This window comes from Rhodococcus sp. B7740, from assembly GCF_000954115.1.
Lineage (GTDB): Bacteria > Actinomycetota > Actinomycetes > Mycobacteriales > Mycobacteriaceae > Rhodococcoides.
The window spans coordinates 3,565,152-3,586,268 of sequence record NZ_CP010797.1 but is presented as its reverse complement, the minus strand read 5'-3'; the positions used below and the strand labels follow the sequence as shown (position 1 = coordinate 3,586,268).

At 64.5% G+C, this 21,117-nt stretch carries 25 protein-coding genes; 13 read left to right on the top strand and 12 right to left on the bottom strand.

Annotation, left to right across the window (positions count from 1 at the left end):
- Position 1 precedes the first annotated feature (1 nt).
- The gene (locus NY08_RS16520) at positions 2–412 is read right to left on the bottom strand and encodes a hypothetical protein (protein WP_045197561.1); all 411 of its coding nucleotides are present in this window, start codon (positions 410–412) and stop codon (positions 2–4) included.
- On the opposite strand from NY08_RS16520, the gene NY08_RS16515 reads away from it, so the two are divergent.
- On the top strand, positions 411–1,247 hold the full coding sequence (locus NY08_RS16515; protein ID WP_045197559.1) for an alpha/beta fold hydrolase: 837 nt from the start codon (positions 411–413) through the stop codon (positions 1,245–1,247). The two genes, NY08_RS16520 and NY08_RS16515, sit on opposite strands and share 2 nt — an antisense overlap.
- Positions 1,244–1,741: an ATPase gene (locus tag NY08_RS16510; protein ID WP_045197557.1), complete on the top strand. Its 498-nt coding sequence runs from the start codon at positions 1,244–1,246 to the stop codon at positions 1,739–1,741. The genes NY08_RS16515 and NY08_RS16510 overlap by 4 nt, the downstream gene beginning before the upstream one ends.
- Positions 1,742–1,761: 20 nt before the next feature.
- Here NY08_RS16510 and NY08_RS16505 read toward each other — a convergent pair whose 3' ends face one another.
- Positions 1,762–2,088 (bottom strand): hypothetical protein, encoded by a 327-nt coding sequence (locus NY08_RS16505; protein ID WP_032396836.1) that lies wholly within the window; start codon positions 2,086–2,088, stop codon positions 1,762–1,764.
- A 29-nt stretch (positions 2,089–2,117) separates the two neighbouring features.
- On the opposite strand from NY08_RS16505, the gene NY08_RS16500 reads away from it, so the two are divergent.
- Positions 2,118–2,867 carry an alpha/beta fold hydrolase gene (locus NY08_RS16500; RefSeq protein WP_045197555.1) on the top strand — a complete coding sequence of 250 codons (750 nt, stop codon included), beginning with the start codon at positions 2,118–2,120 and terminating at the stop codon, positions 2,865–2,867.
- On the opposite strand, the gene NY08_RS16495 is transcribed toward NY08_RS16500, so the two are convergent.
- From NY08_RS16495 to NY08_RS16480, 4 genes are all read right to left on the bottom strand, one after another.
- Complete coding sequence (locus tag NY08_RS16495) at positions 2,847–3,599, bottom strand: AIM24 family protein (RefSeq protein WP_045197553.1); 753 nt, start codon at positions 3,597–3,599, stop codon at positions 2,847–2,849. The genes NY08_RS16500 and NY08_RS16495 overlap by 21 nt on opposite strands.
- Before the next feature lie 11 nt (positions 3,600–3,610).
- Entirely contained in the window at positions 3,611–4,288 is a 678-nt protein-coding gene (locus NY08_RS16490; protein WP_032396834.1) for an AIM24 family protein, read from the bottom strand.
- A gap of 1 nt (position 4,289) precedes the next feature.
- Positions 4,290–4,898 carry an AIM24 family protein gene (locus NY08_RS16485; RefSeq protein WP_032396833.1) on the bottom strand — a complete coding sequence of 203 codons (609 nt, stop codon included), beginning with the start codon at positions 4,896–4,898 and terminating at the stop codon, positions 4,290–4,292.
- Positions 4,899–4,964: 66 nt separating this feature from the next.
- Positions 4,965–5,942 carry an LLM class F420-dependent oxidoreductase gene (locus NY08_RS16480; protein ID WP_032397300.1) on the bottom strand — a complete coding sequence of 326 codons (978 nt, stop codon included), beginning with the start codon at positions 5,940–5,942 and terminating at the stop codon, positions 4,965–4,967.
- A gap of 59 nt (positions 5,943–6,001) precedes the next feature.
- Here NY08_RS16480 and NY08_RS16475 point away from each other — a divergent pair, with 59 nt between their 5' ends.
- On the top strand, positions 6,002–6,382 hold the full coding sequence (locus NY08_RS16475) for a VOC family protein (protein WP_045197551.1): 381 nt from the start codon (positions 6,002–6,004) through the stop codon (positions 6,380–6,382).
- A gap of 36 nt (positions 6,383–6,418) precedes the next feature.
- On the opposite strand, the gene NY08_RS16470 is transcribed toward NY08_RS16475, so the two are convergent.
- Entirely contained in the window at positions 6,419–7,528 is a 1,110-nt protein-coding gene (locus NY08_RS16470; protein ID WP_045197549.1) for a S1C family serine protease, read from the bottom strand.
- Between the two features lie 83 nt (positions 7,529–7,611).
- Here NY08_RS16470 and NY08_RS16465 point away from each other — a divergent pair, with 83 nt between their 5' ends.
- Complete coding sequence (locus NY08_RS16465; RefSeq protein WP_045197547.1) at positions 7,612–8,445, top strand: DUF72 domain-containing protein; 834 nt, start codon at positions 7,612–7,614, stop codon at positions 8,443–8,445.
- 41 nt (positions 8,446–8,486) lie between these two features.
- On the opposite strand, the gene NY08_RS16460 is transcribed toward NY08_RS16465, so the two are convergent.
- Complete coding sequence (locus NY08_RS16460) at positions 8,487–9,293, bottom strand: IclR family transcriptional regulator (protein WP_045197545.1); 807 nt, start codon at positions 9,291–9,293, stop codon at positions 8,487–8,489.
- Positions 9,294–9,427: 134 nt separating this feature from the next.
- Here NY08_RS16460 and NY08_RS16455 point away from each other — a divergent pair, with 134 nt between their 5' ends.
- The 5 genes from NY08_RS16455 (at position 9,428) to NY08_RS16435 (ending at position 14,488) form a co-directional block, all read left to right on the top strand.
- Positions 9,428–10,303, top strand: a complete 876-nt coding sequence (locus NY08_RS16455; protein WP_045197543.1) for an isocitrate lyase/PEP mutase family protein — start codon at positions 9,428–9,430, stop codon at positions 10,301–10,303.
- Positions 10,304–10,308: 5 nt separating this feature from the next.
- On the top strand, positions 10,309–11,574 hold the full coding sequence (locus NY08_RS16450) for a 3-isopropylmalate dehydratase large subunit (RefSeq protein WP_442970758.1): 1,266 nt from the start codon (positions 10,309–10,311) through the stop codon (positions 11,572–11,574).
- Positions 11,571–12,119, top strand: coding sequence for a 3-isopropylmalate dehydratase (locus tag NY08_RS16445; RefSeq protein ID WP_045197542.1), 549 nt, complete (start codon positions 11,571–11,573; stop codon positions 12,117–12,119). The genes NY08_RS16450 and NY08_RS16445 overlap by 4 nt, the downstream gene beginning before the upstream one ends.
- Positions 12,116–13,435, top strand: a complete 1,320-nt coding sequence (locus NY08_RS16440; RefSeq protein ID WP_045197539.1) for an MFS transporter — start codon at positions 12,116–12,118, stop codon at positions 13,433–13,435. Before NY08_RS16445 ends, NY08_RS16440 begins: the two co-directional genes overlap by 4 nt.
- An 81-nt stretch (positions 13,436–13,516) precedes the next feature.
- Positions 13,517–14,488, top strand: coding sequence for an NAD-dependent epimerase/dehydratase family protein (locus NY08_RS16435; protein ID WP_045197537.1), 972 nt, complete (start codon positions 13,517–13,519; stop codon positions 14,486–14,488).
- 158 nt (positions 14,489–14,646) lie between these two features.
- Here NY08_RS16435 and NY08_RS16430 read toward each other — a convergent pair whose 3' ends face one another.
- Positions 14,647–15,213: a TetR family transcriptional regulator gene (locus NY08_RS16430; protein WP_032397298.1), complete on the bottom strand. Its 567-nt coding sequence runs from the start codon at positions 15,211–15,213 to the stop codon at positions 14,647–14,649.
- 116 nt (positions 15,214–15,329) lie between these two features.
- On the opposite strand from NY08_RS16430, the gene NY08_RS16425 reads away from it, so the two are divergent.
- On the top strand, positions 15,330–16,913 hold the full coding sequence (locus tag NY08_RS16425; RefSeq protein WP_032396824.1) for an MFS transporter: 1,584 nt from the start codon (positions 15,330–15,332) through the stop codon (positions 16,911–16,913).
- A gap of 65 nt (positions 16,914–16,978) precedes the next feature.
- Here the strand turns inward: NY08_RS16425 and NY08_RS16420 are convergent, their stop codons facing one another.
- Positions 16,979–17,737, bottom strand: coding sequence for a GTP pyrophosphokinase (locus tag NY08_RS16420; RefSeq protein ID WP_052683845.1), 759 nt, complete (start codon positions 17,735–17,737; stop codon positions 16,979–16,981).
- Here NY08_RS16420 and NY08_RS26125 point away from each other — a divergent pair.
- Entirely contained in the window at positions 17,736–17,876 is a 141-nt protein-coding gene (locus tag NY08_RS26125; protein ID WP_158462580.1) for a hypothetical protein, read from the top strand. The two genes, NY08_RS16420 and NY08_RS26125, sit on opposite strands and share 2 nt — an antisense overlap.
- 274 nt (positions 17,877–18,150) lie before the next feature.
- On the opposite strand, the gene NY08_RS26290 is transcribed toward NY08_RS26125, so the two are convergent.
- Entirely contained in the window at positions 18,151–18,306 is a 156-nt protein-coding gene (locus NY08_RS26290; RefSeq protein WP_094611554.1) for a DUF6131 family protein, read from the bottom strand.
- A gap of 93 nt (positions 18,307–18,399) precedes the next feature.
- Positions 18,400–20,352: a helicase-related protein gene (locus NY08_RS16410; protein ID WP_045197534.1), complete on the bottom strand. Its 1,953-nt coding sequence runs from the start codon at positions 20,350–20,352 to the stop codon at positions 18,400–18,402.
- Positions 20,353–20,400: 48 nt separating this feature from the next.
- On the opposite strand from NY08_RS16410, the gene NY08_RS16405 reads away from it, so the two are divergent.
- Positions 20,401–21,114 carry a type 1 glutamine amidotransferase gene (locus NY08_RS16405; protein WP_045197532.1) on the top strand — a complete coding sequence of 238 codons (714 nt, stop codon included), beginning with the start codon at positions 20,401–20,403 and terminating at the stop codon, positions 21,112–21,114.
- Positions 21,115–21,117: the final 3 nt, after the last annotated feature.

The window sequence follows — 21,117 nt, the reverse complement described above, 5'->3', positions numbered from 1 at the left end:
CTCAGTCGAACGCGCTGCCGCTGCCGGGGAACGACGAGGCGGTCTCGACGGTGACCACGGTGGATTCCTGTTGCACCTTGTACGAGGTCCACGGGAGCGGAGTCAAGAATTCGTCGAGCCCGGGGTAGTCGGAGATCCATGCGGTTGTGGTCTCGCCCTCGGTGGACGTGCAGGATGCGAGGGCGACATACGAGCCCGCCGGAACATCGGCGATCGTCTGAACCGTCGTGCCCGGCTGAGTGTCCCCGTTGGTGTACAGCGACTGACCGTTTCCGATCACCTCGCCGACCGGAGGCAGTATGCCGTTCGGGGCGGGAGCCAAGGATGTTCCGCAACCGATCACCGTGCCCGATGTGTTGGTGATCGATCGGTACCGATGAGATTCGGGCCCGGGAGTGGTCTGTCTTTGCATGAACACATTCACAATCGATGTTCCCGGGGCAACCGTCACCTACGACGTTCACGGAGACCTGTCTGCCGGTTCGGTTCCACTGGTGTTGATCGGGTCGCCGATGGACGCCGGGGGCTTCGCCGCTCTCGCCGCGCAGTTCCAGGATCGAACGGTGGTGACGTACGACCCGCGCAACACCGGTCGAAGCACTCGGGACGATCCCACGTCGGCGGTGACACCGGCGCAGCACGCCGACGATCTCCACGTCCTTCTGCAGAACCTGGGAGTGGGGCCGGTCGATATGTTCGCCTCCAGCGGAGGGGCGGTCAACGCACTTGCCCTGGTCGCGCGCTACCCGAGAGATCTGCGCACGTTGATCGCGCACGAACCGCCTGCGGGAGGAGCACTTCCGGACCACGATGCACTGCACGCGGTGTGTACGAGGATCGTCGCCACCTACGATGCCTCCGGCATCGGACCGGCGATGGCCCAGTTCATCGCACTGGTGATGCACCGAGGAGAACTGGACTCGCAGTACCTCGAGCGCCCTGCGCCCGATCCGTCGGAGTTCGGGTTGCCCACCGAGGACGACGGCCACCGTACCGACCCGCTGATGGCGAACATGCGCGGCGGGGTCGTGAATTTCGTGCCCGACGTCGACGCTGTGAAGGCCGCGAACACCCGCGTCGTCATCGCGGTCGGTGCGGAATCGAACGAGGAGATCGCTGCTCGCGCCGCCTACGCCGTCGCGGCACTCCTCGGCATCGAAGCGGCGGTGCTTCCTGGCGACCACTCCGCCTTCACGGGTGAGAATCCCGCCGAATTCGCGAGGGCGTTGCGCGAGGTGCTCGCATGAACGCCGTCCGGGAGTGTCTTGTCGTGAGCCGAACGATGGCCGCGAGCCCCGCCGAGATCTTCGCCGTGCTGACCGACCCCAACCGACATCAGGACACCGAACCGGGCGACTGGGTGCGGTCGGCGGTGGATGCCGATCGCATCACGGCAATGGGGCAACTCTTCGCGGTCAATATGTTTCACGAGATTGCGGGTGGCCACTACGTGGTGCACAACCTGGTGATCGCGTACGTGCAGGATCGAACCATCGCGTGGTTGCCGGGAGCGCGGAGGGAGGATGGGTCCGTCGACCATGGCGGGTGGTGGTGGCGCTACGACCTGGCGGCGGCGGACGAAGGAACGACGGTGACTCTCACCTACGACTGGACCGACACCCCGGAGGCCGTCCGAGCCCATGTCGGTGGACTGCCGGCGGTACCAGCCGAGTTCCTCGAAGCGTCGTTGGCTTCGCTGGAGTCGAGCCTGCGTGAATCCGGTGCAGCCAGCCGCGCCTAGCGCGGCCCGATGCACCCGATTCAGTCCTCGAGAACGCTGACGCTCACGCCGTACGGCAGGAATCGGACGCGTCGACGCGGGTCGGTGTTGTCCTTGTGTGCACGGAGGGCATCGAGTTCGGTGGCGTAGAGCTGATCGATCTGCGGTGAGCCGGCGTCGTCGACGCTGTAGATCGCCCAGACTCCGTCACCCTTCTGACCTGTGGTTTCGGGCTCCGGCGGAGCTTTGGGTGCCCCGGTGCCGGAGGCGAACAGCGAGCCGACCACCTCACGCAGGCCCTCGGTTGCCTCACGGGCGAACTTGTCGAAGTCGTCGGATCCGAATCCGAAGGGTCCTTGGTTGGCCATGGCTGTACCTCCTCAGGTGATACTCCAGTATGAGCGTTTTTCCCGAACAGCCGCCGAGCGTCCGAACGTTCACCTTGCCGGGCAGCACCGATCCGGCCATGGTGTTCCTGCACGGGCTCGGCTCGGCGGGCGTCCCGGCGTTCGGGGCGATCGCCGCGGACACTGCCCTCGAGGGCAGGGAACGGGTACTGCCGGATCTGCTCGGGTTCGGATTCAGCGACCGTCCGCACGACATCGGTTACTCGCTCGACGACCATGCTGCTGCCGTTGCCGGCCTGCTCGATCAGCGGAATCTGACCTCGGTCGACCTCGTCGGCCACAGCCTGGGTGGATCGATCGCCACCGTGCTCGCGTACCGGAGGCCGGATCTGGTGGGCCGACTGATCGTGCTCGAACCCAATCTGCTGCCGTGGGACGGCACCGCGAGCGTGGAGATCGCCCGGCAGTCGGAGAGCGAGTTCGTCGACACCGGTGTGGCCGAGCTGATCGCCGACGCCGATCCGGAGTGGGCGTCCACCCTGCGCGTTGCCGATCCGGTCGCCCTTCACCGCACTGCGGTCGGGCTGTGTGTGGGACCGGAGCCGACGATTCGGTCCATGCTCGAGTCGGCAACTGTCCCGAGGGTATTCGTGTACGGAGATCGCACGGGCCCGCCGAGTCGGGAGGCCGAACTGATCAGCGCTGGAGTCGAGGTCGTACGAGTCGCCGATGCCGGGCACGTCATGATGGCCGACAACCCTGCCGGTGTGGTCGAGGTACTACGCGCCGCCCTGCTGTAGTCGTGCTCCGATCGAGTTGTGCAGAGATCTCAGGGAGTTCTGGCCGAGCGAGACCGTCTGCGACTCGACGTACCGCAACAGATGTGAATCGTCGAGAACCTTCTCACTCGATTGGATCAGAACCGTGCCGGCACCGGTGAAGTCGAACTGGCGCTCCTCACCGCTGTTGGCACCGAGAAATCCACGCGCCGCGCCGAGGAAGTTCTGCATCCAGTCGGCGTCGAAGTGATGCGACGGTGACGGGCAATCAGCCCATCCCACAAGCGCTTCCGGGTCGATGCGCAGCGGCGGCTCGGCGAACATGACGGTGCCGTTGGACGAGGCCAGGAACTTGCCGGTTCCGAGCAGAGTGAGAAATCCCGGGACGATGGACTGCTTGAGATCCAGAGTCGGCTCGAACGCAAGGAGATTCGACGCCCGGATGGTGAGGTTGCCGTCGTCGAGGTCGTAGCTGTTGATGTTGAATCCGCGGTCGCCGAGGATGAGCTTGCCTTGGCCCTGCGCCAGTACCCAGTCGTTCGAGTACAGCGGAGACGAGAACCGTGCGGCGACGATGGCGGGCATGGAGGTCTGCCCGAGCGGCTCGAAGCGAACGTTGCCGTAGTACGCGATCATCGCGCCCTTCGAGGTGAACCACGGCTGGCCTGCCAGTTCGACGCAGAACGCGTAGTCGTTGCCGGGGACGTTGTCGTTGACCGGCAGCGTGTACGGGGTGTGGATGTCGAGACCCATGAGATTGCTCCTCAGAACTTCTGCTCGGACGCCTGCACCCACACGGTGCCCATACCGGTCATCTTCAGCTGAATCGCCTCACCGCTGCCCTTGCCGACGGCGTCTCGCCACCCGACGTTCGCCGAGATGTCGACGTTGATGTTGCCGATGTGGCAGACGTACGCCTGCGGATCCACCACGACCTGAGGGTGATTCGGTCCGACCTGCAGCGGAGTCGCGCCACCGTGCGAGAGAACCGCGACGCTGCCCTGACCGGTCAGTTGGGTCGTGAACAAACCCTGCCCGGTCATCGCGCCGCGCACCGCTCCGCGAACACCGCCCTGTGAGGTCAGGGCCACGATGGAACTCTGAAGGTAGCCGTCGTGCACCAGAAGTCGATCGGCTTCGACGGTGAGCATCGAGGACCCGTCGAGATGGATCACCTCGATGTACAGCCCGGCGTGGCCGTAGAAGACCTCACCCTGACCCTCGGCGGCCATCATCGCCACGTGCTCGCCTGCCATCATCCGGCCTGCCATCCCCGCCATGCCGCCCATGCCCGGCATGGCTCCGGCCGAACCGCCCATCGAGTGCGGAACGAACCGTACGTCGCCGGTGTAGTAGAGCATCGATCCACGACGCGCGAGCACGCTCTGATTGGGTGCCAGAACGGATTTCACGACTTTGCTGTTGACGAGTTCGAGCGGCACGTCAGCGCTCCTCGGGTTGGATGTAGACGACGCCCTGGCCGTCGAAACGGAGGGAGAACGCCTCGCCGCTGCCGCCGCCGATGGCGGAGCGCCACGTGACGTCGGTGACGAAGCTCTGATTCAGTTGGCCGCGGTGGGCAACGAACGCGTCGGGATCGACGACCAAGGGATACTGGGGGTCGACGGCGAGGGCGATGATCGGCCCACCCTTCGACAGCAATGCCACCGTTCCCGATCCGCTGACGACGGTGGTGAACAAACCCTGCCCCGACGATGCGCCGCGAAGGCCGGAGAACTTGACGTCGGTGCGCAGTTGCCCTGTGAGAGCGAGCAACTGGGAGGATTCGACGTGGAGGTTGTCGCCCTGGACCTCGACGAGAGTGATGTCCTGAGCGTCGACGGCGAAGTAGACGGTGCCCTTGCCCGACACGTCCATCAGCGACAGCGACTCGCCGGTCACCTTCTGTTTGAGTGCGGCGCGAAATCCGCCGCCGCCGCCCATGCCTGCGTTCTTGAAGGTGACGTCGCCCTCGTACGCCACCATGGAACCCGACATCGCGCGCAGGGAATCGCCGGTCAGGTCGGCGACCAAGACACGGTGCCCGTTCATCCTCAGCTGAGCCACGGGGGAACTATGCCACTGCACGCGCCCCCGCGGCTACCGCTGGAGAAAAATCTAGACGAGCGGCTTCAGGGCCTTACCTGCCAGTTCGACGGCTCCCGGCTGGTGTCCGTTGGTGATCAGGTTGATGATGATGCCGTCGATGCCGTGATCGAGCACGCGCTTCTGCACCTGCTCGGCGACGTCGTCGGGGGTTCCGCAGAAGTGGCGATCGGTGGCCTTCGCCGCGTCCTCCTCCGACAGGTTCGTCAGGTCGAGGCCCTGCTTCAGCACGAACTCTCGCTGCAGTTCCTTGGCCTTGTCGCCGTCCTCGTCGACGATGACGAACGCGAGGAAGCTCGTTTCGAGGTCCTTCGGGTCGCGGTCGACCTCCTCGCAGCGCGCTTGGACGGCAGCGATCTTGCGGGGCAATTCGTTGGCGTCGCAGATGATGTTGAGATGGTCGGCGAATTGTGCGGCCAGTCCGAACGTCTTCTTCTCGCCGCCGCCACCGAGCATGATCGGCAGATCGTCGCGGATGCGAGGCTCGTTGATCGCGTCCTCCACCTGGTACCAGAGGCCGTCGAACGTGGGGCGCTGGCCGCGAAGCATCGGCTCGATGATCTGCAGGGCCTCGTCGAGTCGCTCGAAACGGTCGGTGAAGGTGCCGAACTCGAGTCCGAAGCTCTGGTGTTCGAGCTCGTACCAGCCGGCACCGATACCGAGGATCGCGCGGCCGCCACTGACGACATCCAGTGTGGTGACGGTCTTGGCCAGGATCGCGGGATTGCGATAGGTGTTTCCGGTGACCAGCGCGGAGAGCTGGATGGTGTCGGTGGCCGTCGCGAGGGCGGACAGCGCGGAGTAGGCCTCGAGCATCGGCTCGTCGGGCTTGCCGATTCCGGGAAGTTGGTAGAAGTGATCCATCACGAATGCGGTGTCGAACCCGGCCGCTTCGGCCTCGCGCGCCTGCGCGATGACCTGGGGAAAGAGCTCTGCGACCGAACCGTCGTAGCTGAAGTTGGGCATCTGGTAACCGAGGCGAATAGTCACGAGATCCACGCTACTCGGATATCGGCCCCTGGCACGCGTGAGAGCGCGATAATTCGACGATGACAATCTTGGAATTGACCAGGCAGCCGTTCTCCGGGTTCGCGGTGGACGACCTACAGGCGGCGCGCGCGTTCTACGGCGAGACCCTCGGACTGACGGTCACCGAGAACGAGATGGGCATGCTCGAGTTGCACCTCGCCGCCGGGGCGATCGTGCTGATCTATCCACGTCCCGGGCACGTGCCCGCTCGGTACACGATTCTGAACTTCCCGGTTGCCGACATCGACAGTGCGGTCGACACACTGATCGCCAAAGGGATTGTGTTCGAGCAGTATCCGGACATGGGCACCGACGAGAAAGGAATCTTTCGACACGGCGGCCCGCTCATCGCATGGTTCACCGACCCGGCGGGCAATGTGTTGTCGGTGCTGCAGGGCTGAACTCGGGCTGTCGGGAGTGGAGCCTGCGGAACGACCTCACGCCGTCGGCAATCCGGCGTCGAGAGTGACTGTGCCGGAGCTGGTCACACCCGCATCGTCGACCCATTCGACGACGGCGGAATCGCCCGGTCGTCGTCCGATGAGTGCCTGCGACAGGTCCGACGAGGATTCGATCTGCGTGCCGTCGAACGTCACGATCACGTCCGCGGCGGACAACCCCAGGGACTCGGCCGGGGAATCCGAGGTCACCGAGACGACGGCCGCTCCGATCGCCGGCCTGTTCTCGAAGACCGACACATCGCGTACCGAGACACCGAAATACGGTGTGGGGCCTACGTGGACCGTGCCGCCCGATTGCCCGGCGAGTACCTGATCGAGTACCGAGACCGCCTCGGCGATGGGGACGGCATACGCCTCGGGTGCCTGTGGGGGCGAGAATTCGGTGCCGTTGCGGGCCTCGTCGGACAACCCGGCGGTGTTCACGCCCACCACACGGCCCCAGGCGTCGAACAGAGGCCCACCCGAATCCCCTGCTCGCACATCGGCATCGACGCGAATCATCCGCTCCAACGTATTTCGTGAGCCGTCCACCGAACTGCGCGTACGCACCTGCTGATCGAGGGCGGTCACCGCCCCCGGCGCAGGCACCAATACCCCTGCACCCGAGGCATTCCCGACGGCTGTCACCGCATCACCCACCTCGGGAAGTGGGTCCGGGGCAAGCTCGACCACCGGCAGGTCGGCCGCGGTGATCAACTGCACGACCGCCACGTCACGGGACTTGTCGTAACCCAGCACGGTTGCGTCGTAGATCAGTCCGTTGCCCATGTGCACTGCGCTGATCTCGGTGGCGTTCTCGACGACGTGGAAGTTGGTGACCACGATTCCATCCGGCGCGACGACGAAGCCGGTGCCCGCGACCCCGGTGAAGCCGGCCGATGCCGACAGTGTGACAACGGTGGGATCGACCCGAGCCGAGAGCTCGTCGAGCGTCAGCGGCGGCGGTTCGACGACGGGAGCAGCCGGCGCGATGGGCTCCGGCGTGGCCACGAAGTCTGCGGTTCCTGGATCGAGTTGCGGCGTCGCGAAGAGCCACACGCCGGCAGCGACCAGCGTCAGCACCACCGCTCGTCCACCCGACCGCATAGGAACCGATTATGGTCCGACGGTGATGGTGGTGCCAGCTGGTTGCGCCGAACGTCTGGGAACTGCCCGTCTACAGTCTGCTCATGCCCGCGTCGCATCGACCTCGAGTTCTGATCGGTATCTCCGGGTGGACGTACGCGCCGTGGCGAGGTGATTTCTATCCGGCGGGCTTGGCCCATCGCAAGGAGCTCGGGTACGCGTCGGAGAAACTGACGTCGATCGAGATCAACGGCACCTTCTATGCGATGCAGAAGCCGTCGAGCTTCACCAAATGGCACGACGAGACCCCGGACGACTTCGTGTTCTCCATCAAAGGCGGTCGCTACGTCACCCATATCAAACGGCTCGTCGGGGTCGAGGCAGCGCTCGCGAACTTCTTCGCCACCGGCGTGTTGACGCTGGGCGACAAGCTCGGACCGTTCCTGTGGCAGTTGCCACCGAACCTCGAATTCGACGCGCAGAAGATGGCGGACTTCTTCGCCGTGTTGCCCCGAACAGTGTCTGCTGCAGTCACTCTGGCCCATTCTCGCGACGACAAACTCGCCGAGGATCGAGTGTTGCTGCCTCCGCCGTCGTCTCGGCCGCTTCGGCACTGCGTGGAAGCACGGCATCAGAGTTTCGCCACCGATGAAGCCGTGGAGTTGTTGCGAGAGAACGATATTGCGTTCGTCGTCGCCGATACTGCCGGTAAGTATCCGTACGTCGACACTCCGACGGCCGATTTCATGTACGCCCGCCTGCACGGCGACCAGGAGCTGTACGCCAGCGGCTACACCGATGATGCTCTCGACCGATGGGCTGCGAGGATCTCGGACTGGACGGCCACGGGCCGAGACGTCCACGTGTATTTCGACAACGACATCAAGGGACACGCACCCTTCGATGCCATGAGACTGATCGAGCGAATCGGTAGATGAGTATTCGGCTCTCTAGCTGATCGGGTAGATGTACGAATAACTCAATGTTCTCGTCCTGGCGCAGGTAGCGCTTCTGCCACACGGGACAAGCTCTGTGTGGAGGCCAGAACCGTCGCCACCTTCTCTCGCAGGGCATCGCCCTCGAAGGTCTCCGCTCGGCCGCCCACGCTGATCGATGCAACGACCGCACCGTCTCGTCCGAGGATCGGTGCTCCGACGGCCGCGACACCGGTGAGGTAATCCGAGTTGCTCAGTGCGTACCCCTGAGATCGGATCTGTTCGAGACGGGTGAGCAACTCTTCCGGCGCGGTCGGTGTTCGATCCGTGAACGCAGGTAGGTCATCGGCGAGCCACCGGTCGCGTATCCGGGCGGAGAACGCCAGCATGGCCATCGGGCCTGCAGTGGCGTGATACGGCAGTACCGAACCGATCGAAATGCCCGCAACCACCAGGGGATTGCTTCCTTCGTGGCGATCGATGCAGACGGCTCCCTCGTCCGCTGGGACCATGAGATATGCAGTGTCGCCGAACTTTTCGGCAATCTCCGACAGGTATGGTTGCGCCGCACCGCGGATGTCGAGTTGGGTCAGTGCCGACGACCCGATCTCGAACACGGGCATGGCGATTCGATACGAGCCTTCGGCCGTTCGATCCACCCAACCGGCATGGATCAGCGTGGTCATCAGTCTGTGCACGGTCGTCTTGTTCATTCGACTTGCAGTCGTCAGGTCGTTGAGCGTCCACACCGGATGCGTCGTATCGAAGTGATCGAGCAATGTGCAGGCTTTGACGACGGCGCCGACGATGTCGCGGCCGGCGTGGGTATCGGACTCGGTGGGAACGTCCACGTGTTGTTCCTTCCGGTCGGCTGAAGCGTCGACGCCATCCTACGAAGCAATCGGAACCGGTGAGTGCACCGACCGGTGTTGACTTGTGATCCGAGCCACTCTAAATTCGGAATACGTTCCGCATTACGAAATGGATGGTGCTCATGACCGCGACACTCAGAGATCTGACCGAACAGGGCCTGGTGTACGCCCCGGGCGTATGGGACGGACTGACGGCAAAGCTGGCCGAACAGGCCGGGTTCTCGGCCCTGTGTGCCTCCGGCTTCGCCGTGTCGGCCGCACTCGGACTCCCCGACGCCGAGCTGTACACGATGACCGAGAACCTCCAGGCGGTGCGCACCATCGGCGAGGCGTCGTCACTACCGTTGGTCGCGGATATCGATACCGGCTATGGAAACGCCGTCAACGCGGCGCGGACCGCAGGTCGATTCGCCGTCGCAGGTGTGCAGGGCGTCTTCATGGAAGATCAGCTCTCGCCCAAGAAGTGCCCCATCTGCGTGGGCGAGCCCGTGGACCTCATCAGCATCGAGGAAGCGTCGGGAAAGGTCAGGGCAGTGCGGGATTCGCTGCCGGACCACGTCCTGATGATTGCCCGCACCGATGCGCGTGGCGACGACGCGATCCGACGCGCGACTGCATACGTCGACGCCGGTGCCGACATGATCATGCCGGTCACGAAGACCTTCGAGACCGCCGACGAGTGGGCTCGCTGTCACGACGCCGTCGGTGTCCCACTGATGGCGACATTGACCGCGTCTACGTGGACCGAGCGCGAGTTCACCCCGGAGGTGTTGCAGCAGATCGGCGTTCGACTCGCTCTACTGCCGACCCAGGTGCTGATGGCTGCCACCGGAGCTGCTCGTGAGGCTCTGCGCCGACTCGCAGGCGGAGAAGCCCCGGCGGAGGTGAGTGCCGACGCGCTGCAGCACCACGAGTTCGTCGATCTCATCGGTTTTCCGGAAGTCGAAGCAGCGCAACGCAAGTACCTTCCCACCGACTCGAAGGTGTGATCGGTATGAGTTCCGACGCACTGACGATGGTCGAGAAGATCCTCGGCCGAACCTGTGATGCCGATGTGGTGCACGCCGGAGAGAATCATGCCGTGCGACCCGCACGGATGATCGCCTACGACTTCCCGGGCTACACCGACGTGATGTTCCGGCAGATGCGCGAGGACTTCGGCATCACCGAACTCGACGACCCGGCGCGCTACGTCGTCTTCATCGACCACATGCTCACCAAGAAGAACGCCAAAGAACAAGAGGTGCATCAGATCACGCGAGATTGGTGCGAGTTCTACGGCATCGAACTGCACGAGGGTCGCGGCATCGGTCATCAACTCACCGCCGAACTCGGACTCGCAACGCCAGGAGACTTTCTCGTCCACTTCGACGGGCACATCAGCGGAATCGGTGCGTTCGGCGCACTCGGTTGGGGCATCCGGCGCGATCTGATCGAGGCATGGGTGACAGGACAGCTGTACGTCGACATCCCGGCCACCACCCGGTTCGACCTCATGGGTGAGTTCGGCCCCGGCGTCGACAGTCGCGATCTCGTCCACACGATCATCGACCTGGTCGGTGCGGACGGGTGCGCCCACCAGGTCATGGAGTTCGGTGGTCCCGGAGCGCGGTCGATGAAGATCGACCACCGCCAGGGACTGTGCGGGATGGCGATGTTCACCGGAGCGGTCTCGGCGATCTTCGAACCCGACGAGCTGTCGCTCGCCTACGCCCACGACGTCGCCCGGCACGCGTTCAGCCCCGTGCTCCCCGACGAGGGCGCCACCTACGCGGCCCGCCACACCATCGACCTGTCCACCATCGTTCCGCAGGTGGTGCAGCCCGGCTCGGCCCGTGCCGCCAACACGCATACCGCCGCCGATCTGGCCGGAATACCGATCACGAAGGCGTTCATCGGGTCCTGTGCCAGCGGCCGCATCGAAGACTTGCGCGCGGCGGCTCTGGTGCTCGACGGGCGGACGGTCGCACCCGGGGTCGAGTTGAACGTGGTGCCGACCTCGCAGAAGGTGCACGATCAAGCCGAAAGCGAAGGGCTGCTGGACATCCTGCGTTCGGCGGGCGCGCATATCGCGGTGTCGAGCTGCGACTTCTGCTTCGGATACCAGAAGCCCCTCGCGGCAGGCGAGAACTGCATTTCCACCGGGGTGCTGAACATTTCCGGACGAATGGGTAGCTCCGACGCCAACATCTACATGGGTTCACCCTTCACCGTCGCGGCCAGCGCCCTGGCCGGGACGATCGCGCAGGTGGGGTCATGAGCGCATACCCGCCCCCGCCCGACGTCATCGACGGCGCAGTCGCGTGGATATTCGGCGACGACTTCGACATCGATCTGGTGGTGGGTGTCGCGAACATCAAGTCCTACGACCCCGATCACCTCAGATCGGTCTGCATGGCGGCGTACGACCCGGATTTCGTCGATCGAGTTCGCCCCGGAGACATCATCGTCGGTGGGCGGAACTTCGGCTACGGACATCCGCACTATCCGCCGATGGTGGCGTTGCGCAACCTGGGCATCAGTGCCGTTGTGGCGGAATCGTTCTCGCCCGGATTCTGGCGCGGCGAGACCTTCAACGGTATGCCCCTGATCACCGTCCCCGGAATATCGGACGCGGTGGCCGTCGGTGACGTAGTCGGACTCGACTGGCGTCGGGCCGAGGTGTCGAAGGCGGACGGCACCACGATCACCGGTCATCCACCGAATGCCCGCACGGTCGCCGTCATCGAAGCAGGAGGGTCGTACGAACTGCTTCTCTCCGAACACCGAAGCAAGCAACCACTCACAGAAGGATCAGCGCGATGACGAACACCGAACACTCCCGCGCAGGAGTCGCACCGCCCAAGGCGGACACCACGACCGCGCGCCGAGCTGCGCTGGCCGGAGGTGTCGGCACGCTCATCGAGTATTACGACTTCGCGGTCTACGGCTTCCTCGCCGTCGTCATCGCACCGCTGTTCTTCCCATCCACCAGCCCCGGCGTATCGATACTGGCGACCTTGGCGGTCTTCGGCGTCGCCTACGTCGCCCGTCCGCTCGGCGGAATCTTCTTCGGAAGACTCGGAGACCGTAAGGGTCGTCGGCACGCCCTCGTCATCACCGTGGTGTGCATGGGTGTCGCCTGCGGCATTCTCGGCCTGCTGCCGACGCACTCGAGCGTCGGCGTGCTGGCCCCGGTTCTGCTGGTCATCGTCCGGCTCGCCCAGGGATTCTCGGCGGGCGGTGAGATCGGCGGTGCCGCAACCTACATCGCCGAATCGGCACCGCCGAACCGTCGTGGATTCTTCGGTTCGTTCACACCGGTGGGATCGACACTCGGCTTCGCCGTCGCTGCCGCCGTCGTCGGGGTCGTCGCTCTGATCACGACCGACGAACAAATGTCGTCCTGGGGATGGCGCATCCCGTTCCTGCTTGCTCTGCCCCTGGCGTTCGTGTGTCTCCGTGTCCGGCTGAAGCTGGAGGACAGCCCGGAGTTCGAGGAAATGGCAGCCAAGAACGAGGTAGCCAAGAGCCCGTTGAGTGACGTGGTGAGGAAGCAACCGTGGTCGGTGCTCCGCGTCGTCGGCATCGCGATCGCGATGAACGGATCCGGATACATCGGACTGACCTACTTCAGCGTGTACCTGATCAACGACCTCGGGTTCTCGAAGGACTTGGTGTACTGGACGTCGGCGGTGGCAATTGCGTTGGCCTGCGCCACTTTTCCGTTGAGTGGGATGCTGACGGACAGATTCGGCCGCAAACCGGTACTGCTGTTCGGCTATGTGGCCTACGTGATCATCGCGCTACCGGTCTTCATGATTCTCGGTGCCACGTCGAGCATTCTGATCGTCGGCGTCGTCTACTTCGTCTACATGGTGCTCAACGGCGTCGTACAGGTTCCGGCGTTCCCGCTGTTCACCGAACTGTTCCCGCGATCGGTTCGCTACACCGGAGTGTCGTTGGGCTTCAACATCGGAACGATCGCCGCAGGCGGAACTGCGCCGTACGTCGCCGCACAGTTGGTCGAATCGACCGGCAATGCCATGTCACCGGCGTACTGGGTGATGGGCGTGTGCGCCATCGGTGTTGCGACGGTGCTGACCATCAAGGAGACCGGCCACAGCACGCTTCCTGTGTAGCTGGAGCTGCTCTGCTGTCAGCAGCGATCCCATCAGGCTGGTCGACGGCAGCGCGGACCGGATGACCGGCACACTGGGTACATGAAGCTATTGGTCCTCGGCGGCAGTGAGTTCGTGGGGCGAACTGCCGTCGAACATGCTCTCGATCTGCAGTGGAACGTCACGGTACTCAATCGCGGCACGACCCCGTCGGATCCCCGGGTCAACCAACTCCGTGGAGACAGACGCGCGACCGGTGGGCTGAATGCGATTCGAGAAGGTAACTGGGACATGGTGTTCGACACCTGGTCATGGGAGCCGAGCGCCGTCGAGCGGTCATCGGCGACGCTCGTCGGTCGAGTCGATAGCTACATCTACGTCTCGAGCCGATCCGTGTACGACGCGCCCGAGGCAGGAGCGAACGAGACCTGGCCGACGGTCCAGGGGCCTGGCGAGGACTATGCGCGATGCAAACTCGGCGGTGAGCGGGCCGCTGCTGCAGCGTTCGGCGCTCGAGCGCTGCTGGTCCGCGCCGGGCTGATCCTGGGACCCTACGAAAATATCGGCCGACTTCCCTGGTGGCTGAACCGAATCGAGCGAGCAGGGGATGTGCTCGCGCCCGGTCCCGCCGACCTGGCACTGCAATATGTCGATGCCCGCGATCTCGTTGCCTGGAGTCTGGATGCAGCGGCCCGGGGTCTCGGGGGCGCGTACGACGTGGTGAGCCGGCCAGGTCATGCCACGATCGACGACGTTCTGCAGGCCTGCATCCAAGCCACCCGCTCCGATGCTCGGCTGTGCTGGGTGGAGCCGGACGTACTCAGCGCTGCAGGCGTGCGGCCGTGGACGGAGCTCCCGATCTGGATTCCGCCGGGGGTCGATCACGATTCGTTGCATGCATCCGATGTCTCGAAGGCATTCGCTGCGGGGCTCCGGACTCGTCCGATTCAGGAGACCATCGCCGACACGTGGATGTGGTTGCAGTCGCTGAACGGGCGGACGCCGATGAGGGACGATCGGCCGCCCGTCGGACTCTCGGCCGAGCGTGAGGCGGCAATTCTGGCGGGGTGGTGAACTCGGCAGACGCGCGCGGAATCGTCGGACGCGTTCGGAATTGCCACAGGATCGGTGTCGAAATCGCGCGCGTCTGACAAACGCGCGCGCGGGAAAACCGGCCCCGCTAGCCCACTATTCGTCACTCTCGACCCAAAGCTAGAGAACGATAGACAACGCTACGGAGCGCAGAGTCGTCGTACTGCGCCCTCGATGATCGACGCCCGACGCTGGTGTTCGGTGTCGTCGACGGCTCCGCAGTCGTTGCCTGGCGCGGTCATCCACGACGAGGTGATGCCGAAGATCATGGTGAACAGGTCGTCGACGGTGAACGCGTCCGAGATCGTTCCCTTCTTCTGTACCGCGGCCACAGCCGTTCGTCGCTCGGCGAATACCGATCGGACCTTCTCCACGCCTGCCGCGCCCTTGCCGCCCTGAAGTTGCGTCCACAGCAGCAATCGGTGTTCCTCGGGGTGCGCGGCGAAGTGCAGATACTCGCGGGCGGCGTATCGCCCCAGATCGTCGGCGGTGAACGGAACCGATTCGAGAAATCGGGTGAATCCGTCCTCCATCACGGCTCGGAACAGTGCTTGCTTGTCGCCGAAGTAGGCGTACAGGCGTTCCTTGCTGGCCTTGGCGGAGACGGCGATGCGATCCACTCGTGCTCCGGCCAGTCCGTGCTCGGAGAATTCTGCGCGAGCGGCGGCGACGATGCGGGCGCGGGTTGCGCTGGCGTCAGGCTTCATGACGGCCACGATACCGCCTACCAACTAGTTCGTTTGACACCTCGGACGGCATCGCCTACCTTTCGATCGGGACATTTTCGTGCCCGAGAATCGACGAGTACGAGTGGGGTAGAAACATGTCGCAGCTCTCCGAGCGAGAATCGCCGGATCTCAACCCGAACTACGAGCGCCGATGGCTGGTGCTCTGCATCGTCGCCATCACTCAGCTCACGATCGTGCTGGACGGCACCATCGTCAACATCGCGCTGCCGCAGGCTCAGCTGGACCTGGGTATCAGCGACAGCAGCCGCGCCTGGGTCATCACCGCCTACGCGTTGTCGTTCGGCGCACTTCTGCTGCTCGGCGGACGCATCGCCGACTACTGGGGACGCAAGCGCTCGTTCATCGTCGGCATGGCAGGCTTCGCAGTTGCCTCCGCAATCGGCGGACTCGCCCAGGAGGGCTGGCAGCTGTTCATCGCGCGCGCCGGCCAGGGCGTCTTCGCCGCACTGCTCGCACCGGCAGCACTGGCCATCCTGACGGTCACGTTCACCGACACCAAGGAACGAGCCAAGGCATTCGGCGTGTTCGGAGCGATCGCCGGTGGCGGCGCAGCCGTCGGCCTGCTCCTCGGCGGAGTGCTCACCGAATACGCGAACTGGCGCTGGTGCCTGCTCGTCAACATCCCGGTCGCCGTGGTTGCCATCGCTGCCGCGGTGCCGTTGGTCAAGGAAAGCAAGGCGCACGGAGACACTCGCTACGACCTGCCGGGCGCGATCCTCGTCGCACTCGGGCTGGCATCGCTGGTCTACGGCTTCACCGAAGCCGAAGACGGCTGGGCGACGGTACCGACCATCTCCTTCATCGCCCTCGGCCTCGCTCTTCTCGCGGCCTTCGTCGTGGTGGAGTCGAAGTCGGACAACCCGTTGCTTCCGCTCAGTGTGCTGCTCGATCGGGACCGCGGTGCCGCGTACATCGGATCCGCCGTCATCGGTGCCGCACTGCTCGGCGGCACGTTGTACCTCACGTTCTACTTCCAGATCGTGCTCGAGATGAGCCCGGTGATCGCCGGCGTGGCGTCGCTGCCGATGACCGGTGGAATCCTGATCACCGCTGCGATCGCCTCCGCGCTGGTGCCGAAGATCGGGCCCAAGCCGCTGATGACCGTCGGTCCCGTTGTCTCCGCGATCGGCCTGCTGCTGCTCACGCAGATCGGTGTCGACACCTCGTACTGGACGCACGTCCTCCCGGGCGTCGTGCTGCTCGGCCTCGGTCTCGGTCTGTTGATGGTGCCGATGCAGAACGTCGCGCTCATCGGAGTACCCGATCACGACGCAGGTGCCGCATCCGCGCTGATCAACGCCACTCTGCAGGTCGGCGGCGCACTCGGCGCGGCGGTGTTCACCACGGTGTACACCTCGTCCAAGTCCACGTACCTGGCCGAGAACCCCGCACCGACTCCGCCTGCCGGAGTTCCTGCCGAAGCTCTCGCGAGCCAGGAGATCCCCAGCGACGAAGTACTGGCCGCGTTGCCGGAGCCGATCCGAAACTTCGTGCTGGCCACCATCGACCACGCCTTCGCAGCCGAGGTCTCGGGTTACGCCTGGGCCTTCGGGACCGCCGCGATCCTCGTCGCACTGGTGTGCCCGGTCGTGTTGGTGCTCGTCCGTGCGAAGAAGGACGACCTGCCCGTCGGCGACACCCCGGTGCACATCGGATAGGTCACGCAGGACGAACCCCGCTGCTCACCCGTCGAGCAGCGGGGTTCGAGTTTTCGAACGGGTTCTCAGTCCGGGTCGATCGCGTCGGCCTGCGCGGTGAGCAGCATGTGCAACAACTCCGGCGGCAATGCCAACGGTGGCATCGAACCGAGGGTGATGGAGTTCTCGGCATCGCCGTTGAGCTCCGTCACCTCGTCGTGCAGTCTTTCCATCTTCTCGTCGAGCTTGTTCGCGCTCTCGGCGGCCTCGGTCAGTTCGGCCAGCAGAGTGGGCGGAATTTCTCCGCGGTACTTGTAGAAGATCTTGTGTTCCAAGCTTGCCCAGAAATCCATCGCGATGGTTCGGATCTGCAGCTCGACGAGCACCGGTTGGACGCGGTCGGACATGAACACCGGAATCTCGACGATCAGGTGCAAACTCTTGTAGCCGTTGGGTTTCGGATTCGCGATGTAGTCCTTGGTCTCGACTACGCGCACATCGCTCTGGCTGCTGAGCATGTCGGCAATGCGGTAGGTGTCGGAGATGAAGCTGCAGGTGATGCGCACACCTGCGACGTCGAAGATGTTCTCGCGGATCGCGTCGAGATTGAGCGAGCACTTCTTGCGTTGGGCCTTGTCGATGATGCTCTCGGGCGTCTTCAACCTCGACGAGACGTGTTCGATGGGGCTGTAGCGGTGAATGTGGGTGAATTCCTGCTTCAGGATGTTGATCTTGGTGATCAGCTCGTCGATCCCGAACTTGTAGCTCATCATGAATCGCGTGAAATCGTGCCTGAGTCGACCCAGGTCGACCGCGGTTTCACTGTTCTTCATGACCTCGTTCATGAACACGATTGTCCACGACGGCAGGTCGGGCGCGCGCGGCGCGCGAATCGAAGCTCGCATCACTGCACGACGGGCCCAGTTCGGGGGTGAATCTCACGACGCCACAGGACTGGCACTGATGCGTCCGGTGATGTCCTAGTTCACACGAACATGCCCGCGAACCGACGAGAACCGACCCTGCGACGAGCCGATGACCGTTGCCACAACGCTTCGGTGCTCTCTCGGCCCATCGATCCCCGACGCGATAGAGCGAGCCGGCCGCAGGCTCGGGTTCGACTGCCATTGCGTGCGACCGCCTTCGAGAATCCGTACAGTCCGCTCTGGACCGCCCGAAGTGGCTCCGCTGGCCGCATCGCCAACTCCGGGGGCACGCTCAGACTAACAGAAATCGAACGTGTGTTCTAACGTGTGGGTCAAAACCACGTCTTGCGGCCACCGACTGCGCGCCCCATCGAACCGAGCAGCGTCAGAACCGCGCCGACGACCACCAGAATGATGCCGATAGTGGTCAGGATGGAGATGCCGGCGAAATAGCCGATGAGAGCGAGGATGATTCCGAGAACGATCATGACTACTCCTGGTGCCAAAGTGAGCCCGGTACCGACGAATTGCCGATGAAACCGAACCTACTCGGGCGCGTCGACGATTGCTCACGATTGTCGCTAATTTCCGGCATCCACCTTCGCGGCGAGGAAGGCCTCCGGATCGATCAGATCCGCCTGCCCCACGATCGATCCGAGATCCGCGATGCGCTCGATGCCGGTGAGCACCATCTCCTGCTCGACCGTGCCCTCGGCGTAACCGTAGTAGCAGGTCGAGGTGGTGTGGTTGTGGTCCTTGTCGATTCGGTTCGCACGCCCCTCGATCTGGCGAATGTCGATCGGTGTCCACCTCGGGTCGTGAATCAGCGTCACGCGCGGGGCGAGGGTCGAGACCGTCCCCTCGGGCAGCAGTAACTCGTTGGTGTGCAGATTGATTGCACTGGTGGTGGTCGACACGATGACCGACGCCGCCCCGGTCTGGAAACGTCTGATCGATGCCTCCTGCTCGGGGCTGCTCATGGAGCCGTCGACCACGGCGACATCGAGACCCTCGTCCCGCAGAGTCTGCGCGAGCGCGGCGACCGACTCGCGGTAGAACATCGAGACGAACACCTGATTGCCGGCCTTGACCCACGTCCGAACCTGGTCCGCGGACGCGGGAATGCGCAAGTACGAGCACTTCTGGCGAAACCGCAGCGTCGCCGCGCGAGTACTCGGGTTCTTCTGCAGCACGCGCTTTCCGCCGACGGCCTTCCAGATCGGCAGCCCGACTTCCTTGCGATAGTCCACCCATGCCGAGTTGTAGAGCCGCTTCTGGGCGGCAGTGAGTTCCTGCCCGAGCGGTTCGCGGGGCGTCGGTGGCGAGGGACGCGAAATCGACCACGGCACAGTGCCTCCCGACAGCCAGCCGTGTACGGCTGCGATGTCACGTGCGCGGCGGGCGGCGTCCTCGGGCTCCCAGCGCCACGTCGTCAACCCCGTCGTCGCCTTGCCCGCCTTCACGGCGAACCCGGATTCGATGAGGAACTCGGCCCACTTCATCGTCACCGCGTACCCGAGGTACTCCTCGTCGCCCAGGATCTCGACGCCGCGACTGCGCTCCACCGCCCGAGCCATGTACGCGAAGTGCAGCGGCTGATAGCCGGGCGTGGCAGACATCCACACCACCGAACGGGCCGCCTCCTGATACCGCCAGAGAATCTGCGACTGTTGGGATTCGATGTTCATCAGCGCATGCGACTCGTCGGCGATCACCACGTCCATGTCGAACCGCAATTCACCGAGCGAGATGGTCCGTTTGTTCTGTGTCCGTTTGCGTTTGCCCAGATTGGTCTCCGGCGGAACCGACAGGAGCTTCTTCGTCGATTGGTAGGTGATCAGCAGCCAACGCTTACGCTCGGACGGCTCGATGTCTGCCTCGCTGTCTGCGATGGTGCGACGCCACCCCGGCAGCGCGCCCTTGGGTGCGACCACCAGCACCGTGCCGATCTCGGCCGCCGACATCTGCCGGACGGCCTCGCACACCGCGAGCGTCTTGCCCAGACCCGTCGAATCCATCTGCGCGAAGTACGGGAAACCGGCTTCGAGGGCGGCGAGATGGCGCCCGACGGACTCGAGTTGGGTGTCGCGAGGCTGCATCGCCCGCTCTCGCACAGCTTCGTCACGCCAATTCTCGTTCGCGTCGTCCTCGAGCCACCGCTGCAGGCTGTACGGCATCGACTCGTACGGATGCAGATACTCCGGCAACTCGGTGCCGTAGTACGCGAACACCCGAGGGCCCGGATACCAGCGCGCTCCGGCCGCGCCTGCCGCCGACCGATCCTCGAACGGCACGTCCAGCACCCAGACGCGCTCACCGGGATCGGGTACCCGCAGATCGGGGGCAGCAGTCTTGCGCGGCGAGGTCTTGCGCGGAGCGGCCCGCTTGCGTGGTGCGGCTTTTTTCGGAGCAGCGGCCTTCTTCGGTGCCGGCTCACCGTTCTTCGCGGCCGCGAACTTTCGCGCAGCGCTGCTCTGCCCGGCCTTGACGGTGCGGGCAGTGGTGGATCGGGCTGTGCGTCTACGAGGTGGCATCGGATCCAGTCTGTCGTACGGTGTGCACGAACACCGTAAAGGAGCCCTGTGACATACACGAACGACCCGCGCGCCGTAGTACTCGTCCACGACCGGGACCCGGCTCTCGCGCGACGCGACATCGGCACCCTCGACGCCGAATTGCGCAGCAGGGGTTTCCAGTTGGACGTGCACTCCTTCGATCACAGTCCCGACACCGCGCCGCCGTCGCTGTCCGAGGCGCAGTTGCTGGTGGTCATGGGCTCGCCCGACGCTGCGTACGACGACACGCTGACCTGGCTCGCGCCGGAAATCGCGTATGTGCAGGACGCGATCGACACAGGTGTTCCGATCCTGGGTGTCTGTTTCGGCGGGCAGTTGCTCGCTCGGGTGCTCGGCGGAAGCGTGCGCAAGTCCGAGCATCCCGAGTACGGTTTCGTCGACGTCGAGTCGTCCGATCCCGAGCTCGTCGCCGCCGGCCCGTGGATGGAGTTTCACGGAGACACCTTCGTCGCTCCCCCGGAGGCGACGGTGATCGCCCGCAACGGGGCCGCACAACAGGCGTTCGTCCACGGACCGCACCTCGGACTGCAGTTCCACCCCGAAATCGACCTCGACACGTACGACGCGTGGGCGGCCGCATGGGACCGCGACGGCGTCGAACACGAGGTGGACGTGCACGAGATTCGCCGAGCCATCGCCGACGCCGAACCTGCAGCTCGGTTGCGGTGCTCGGCTCTGCTGGACTCGTTTCTCGCCCGAGCCTCGGCGGTGCCCCGGTAGGGT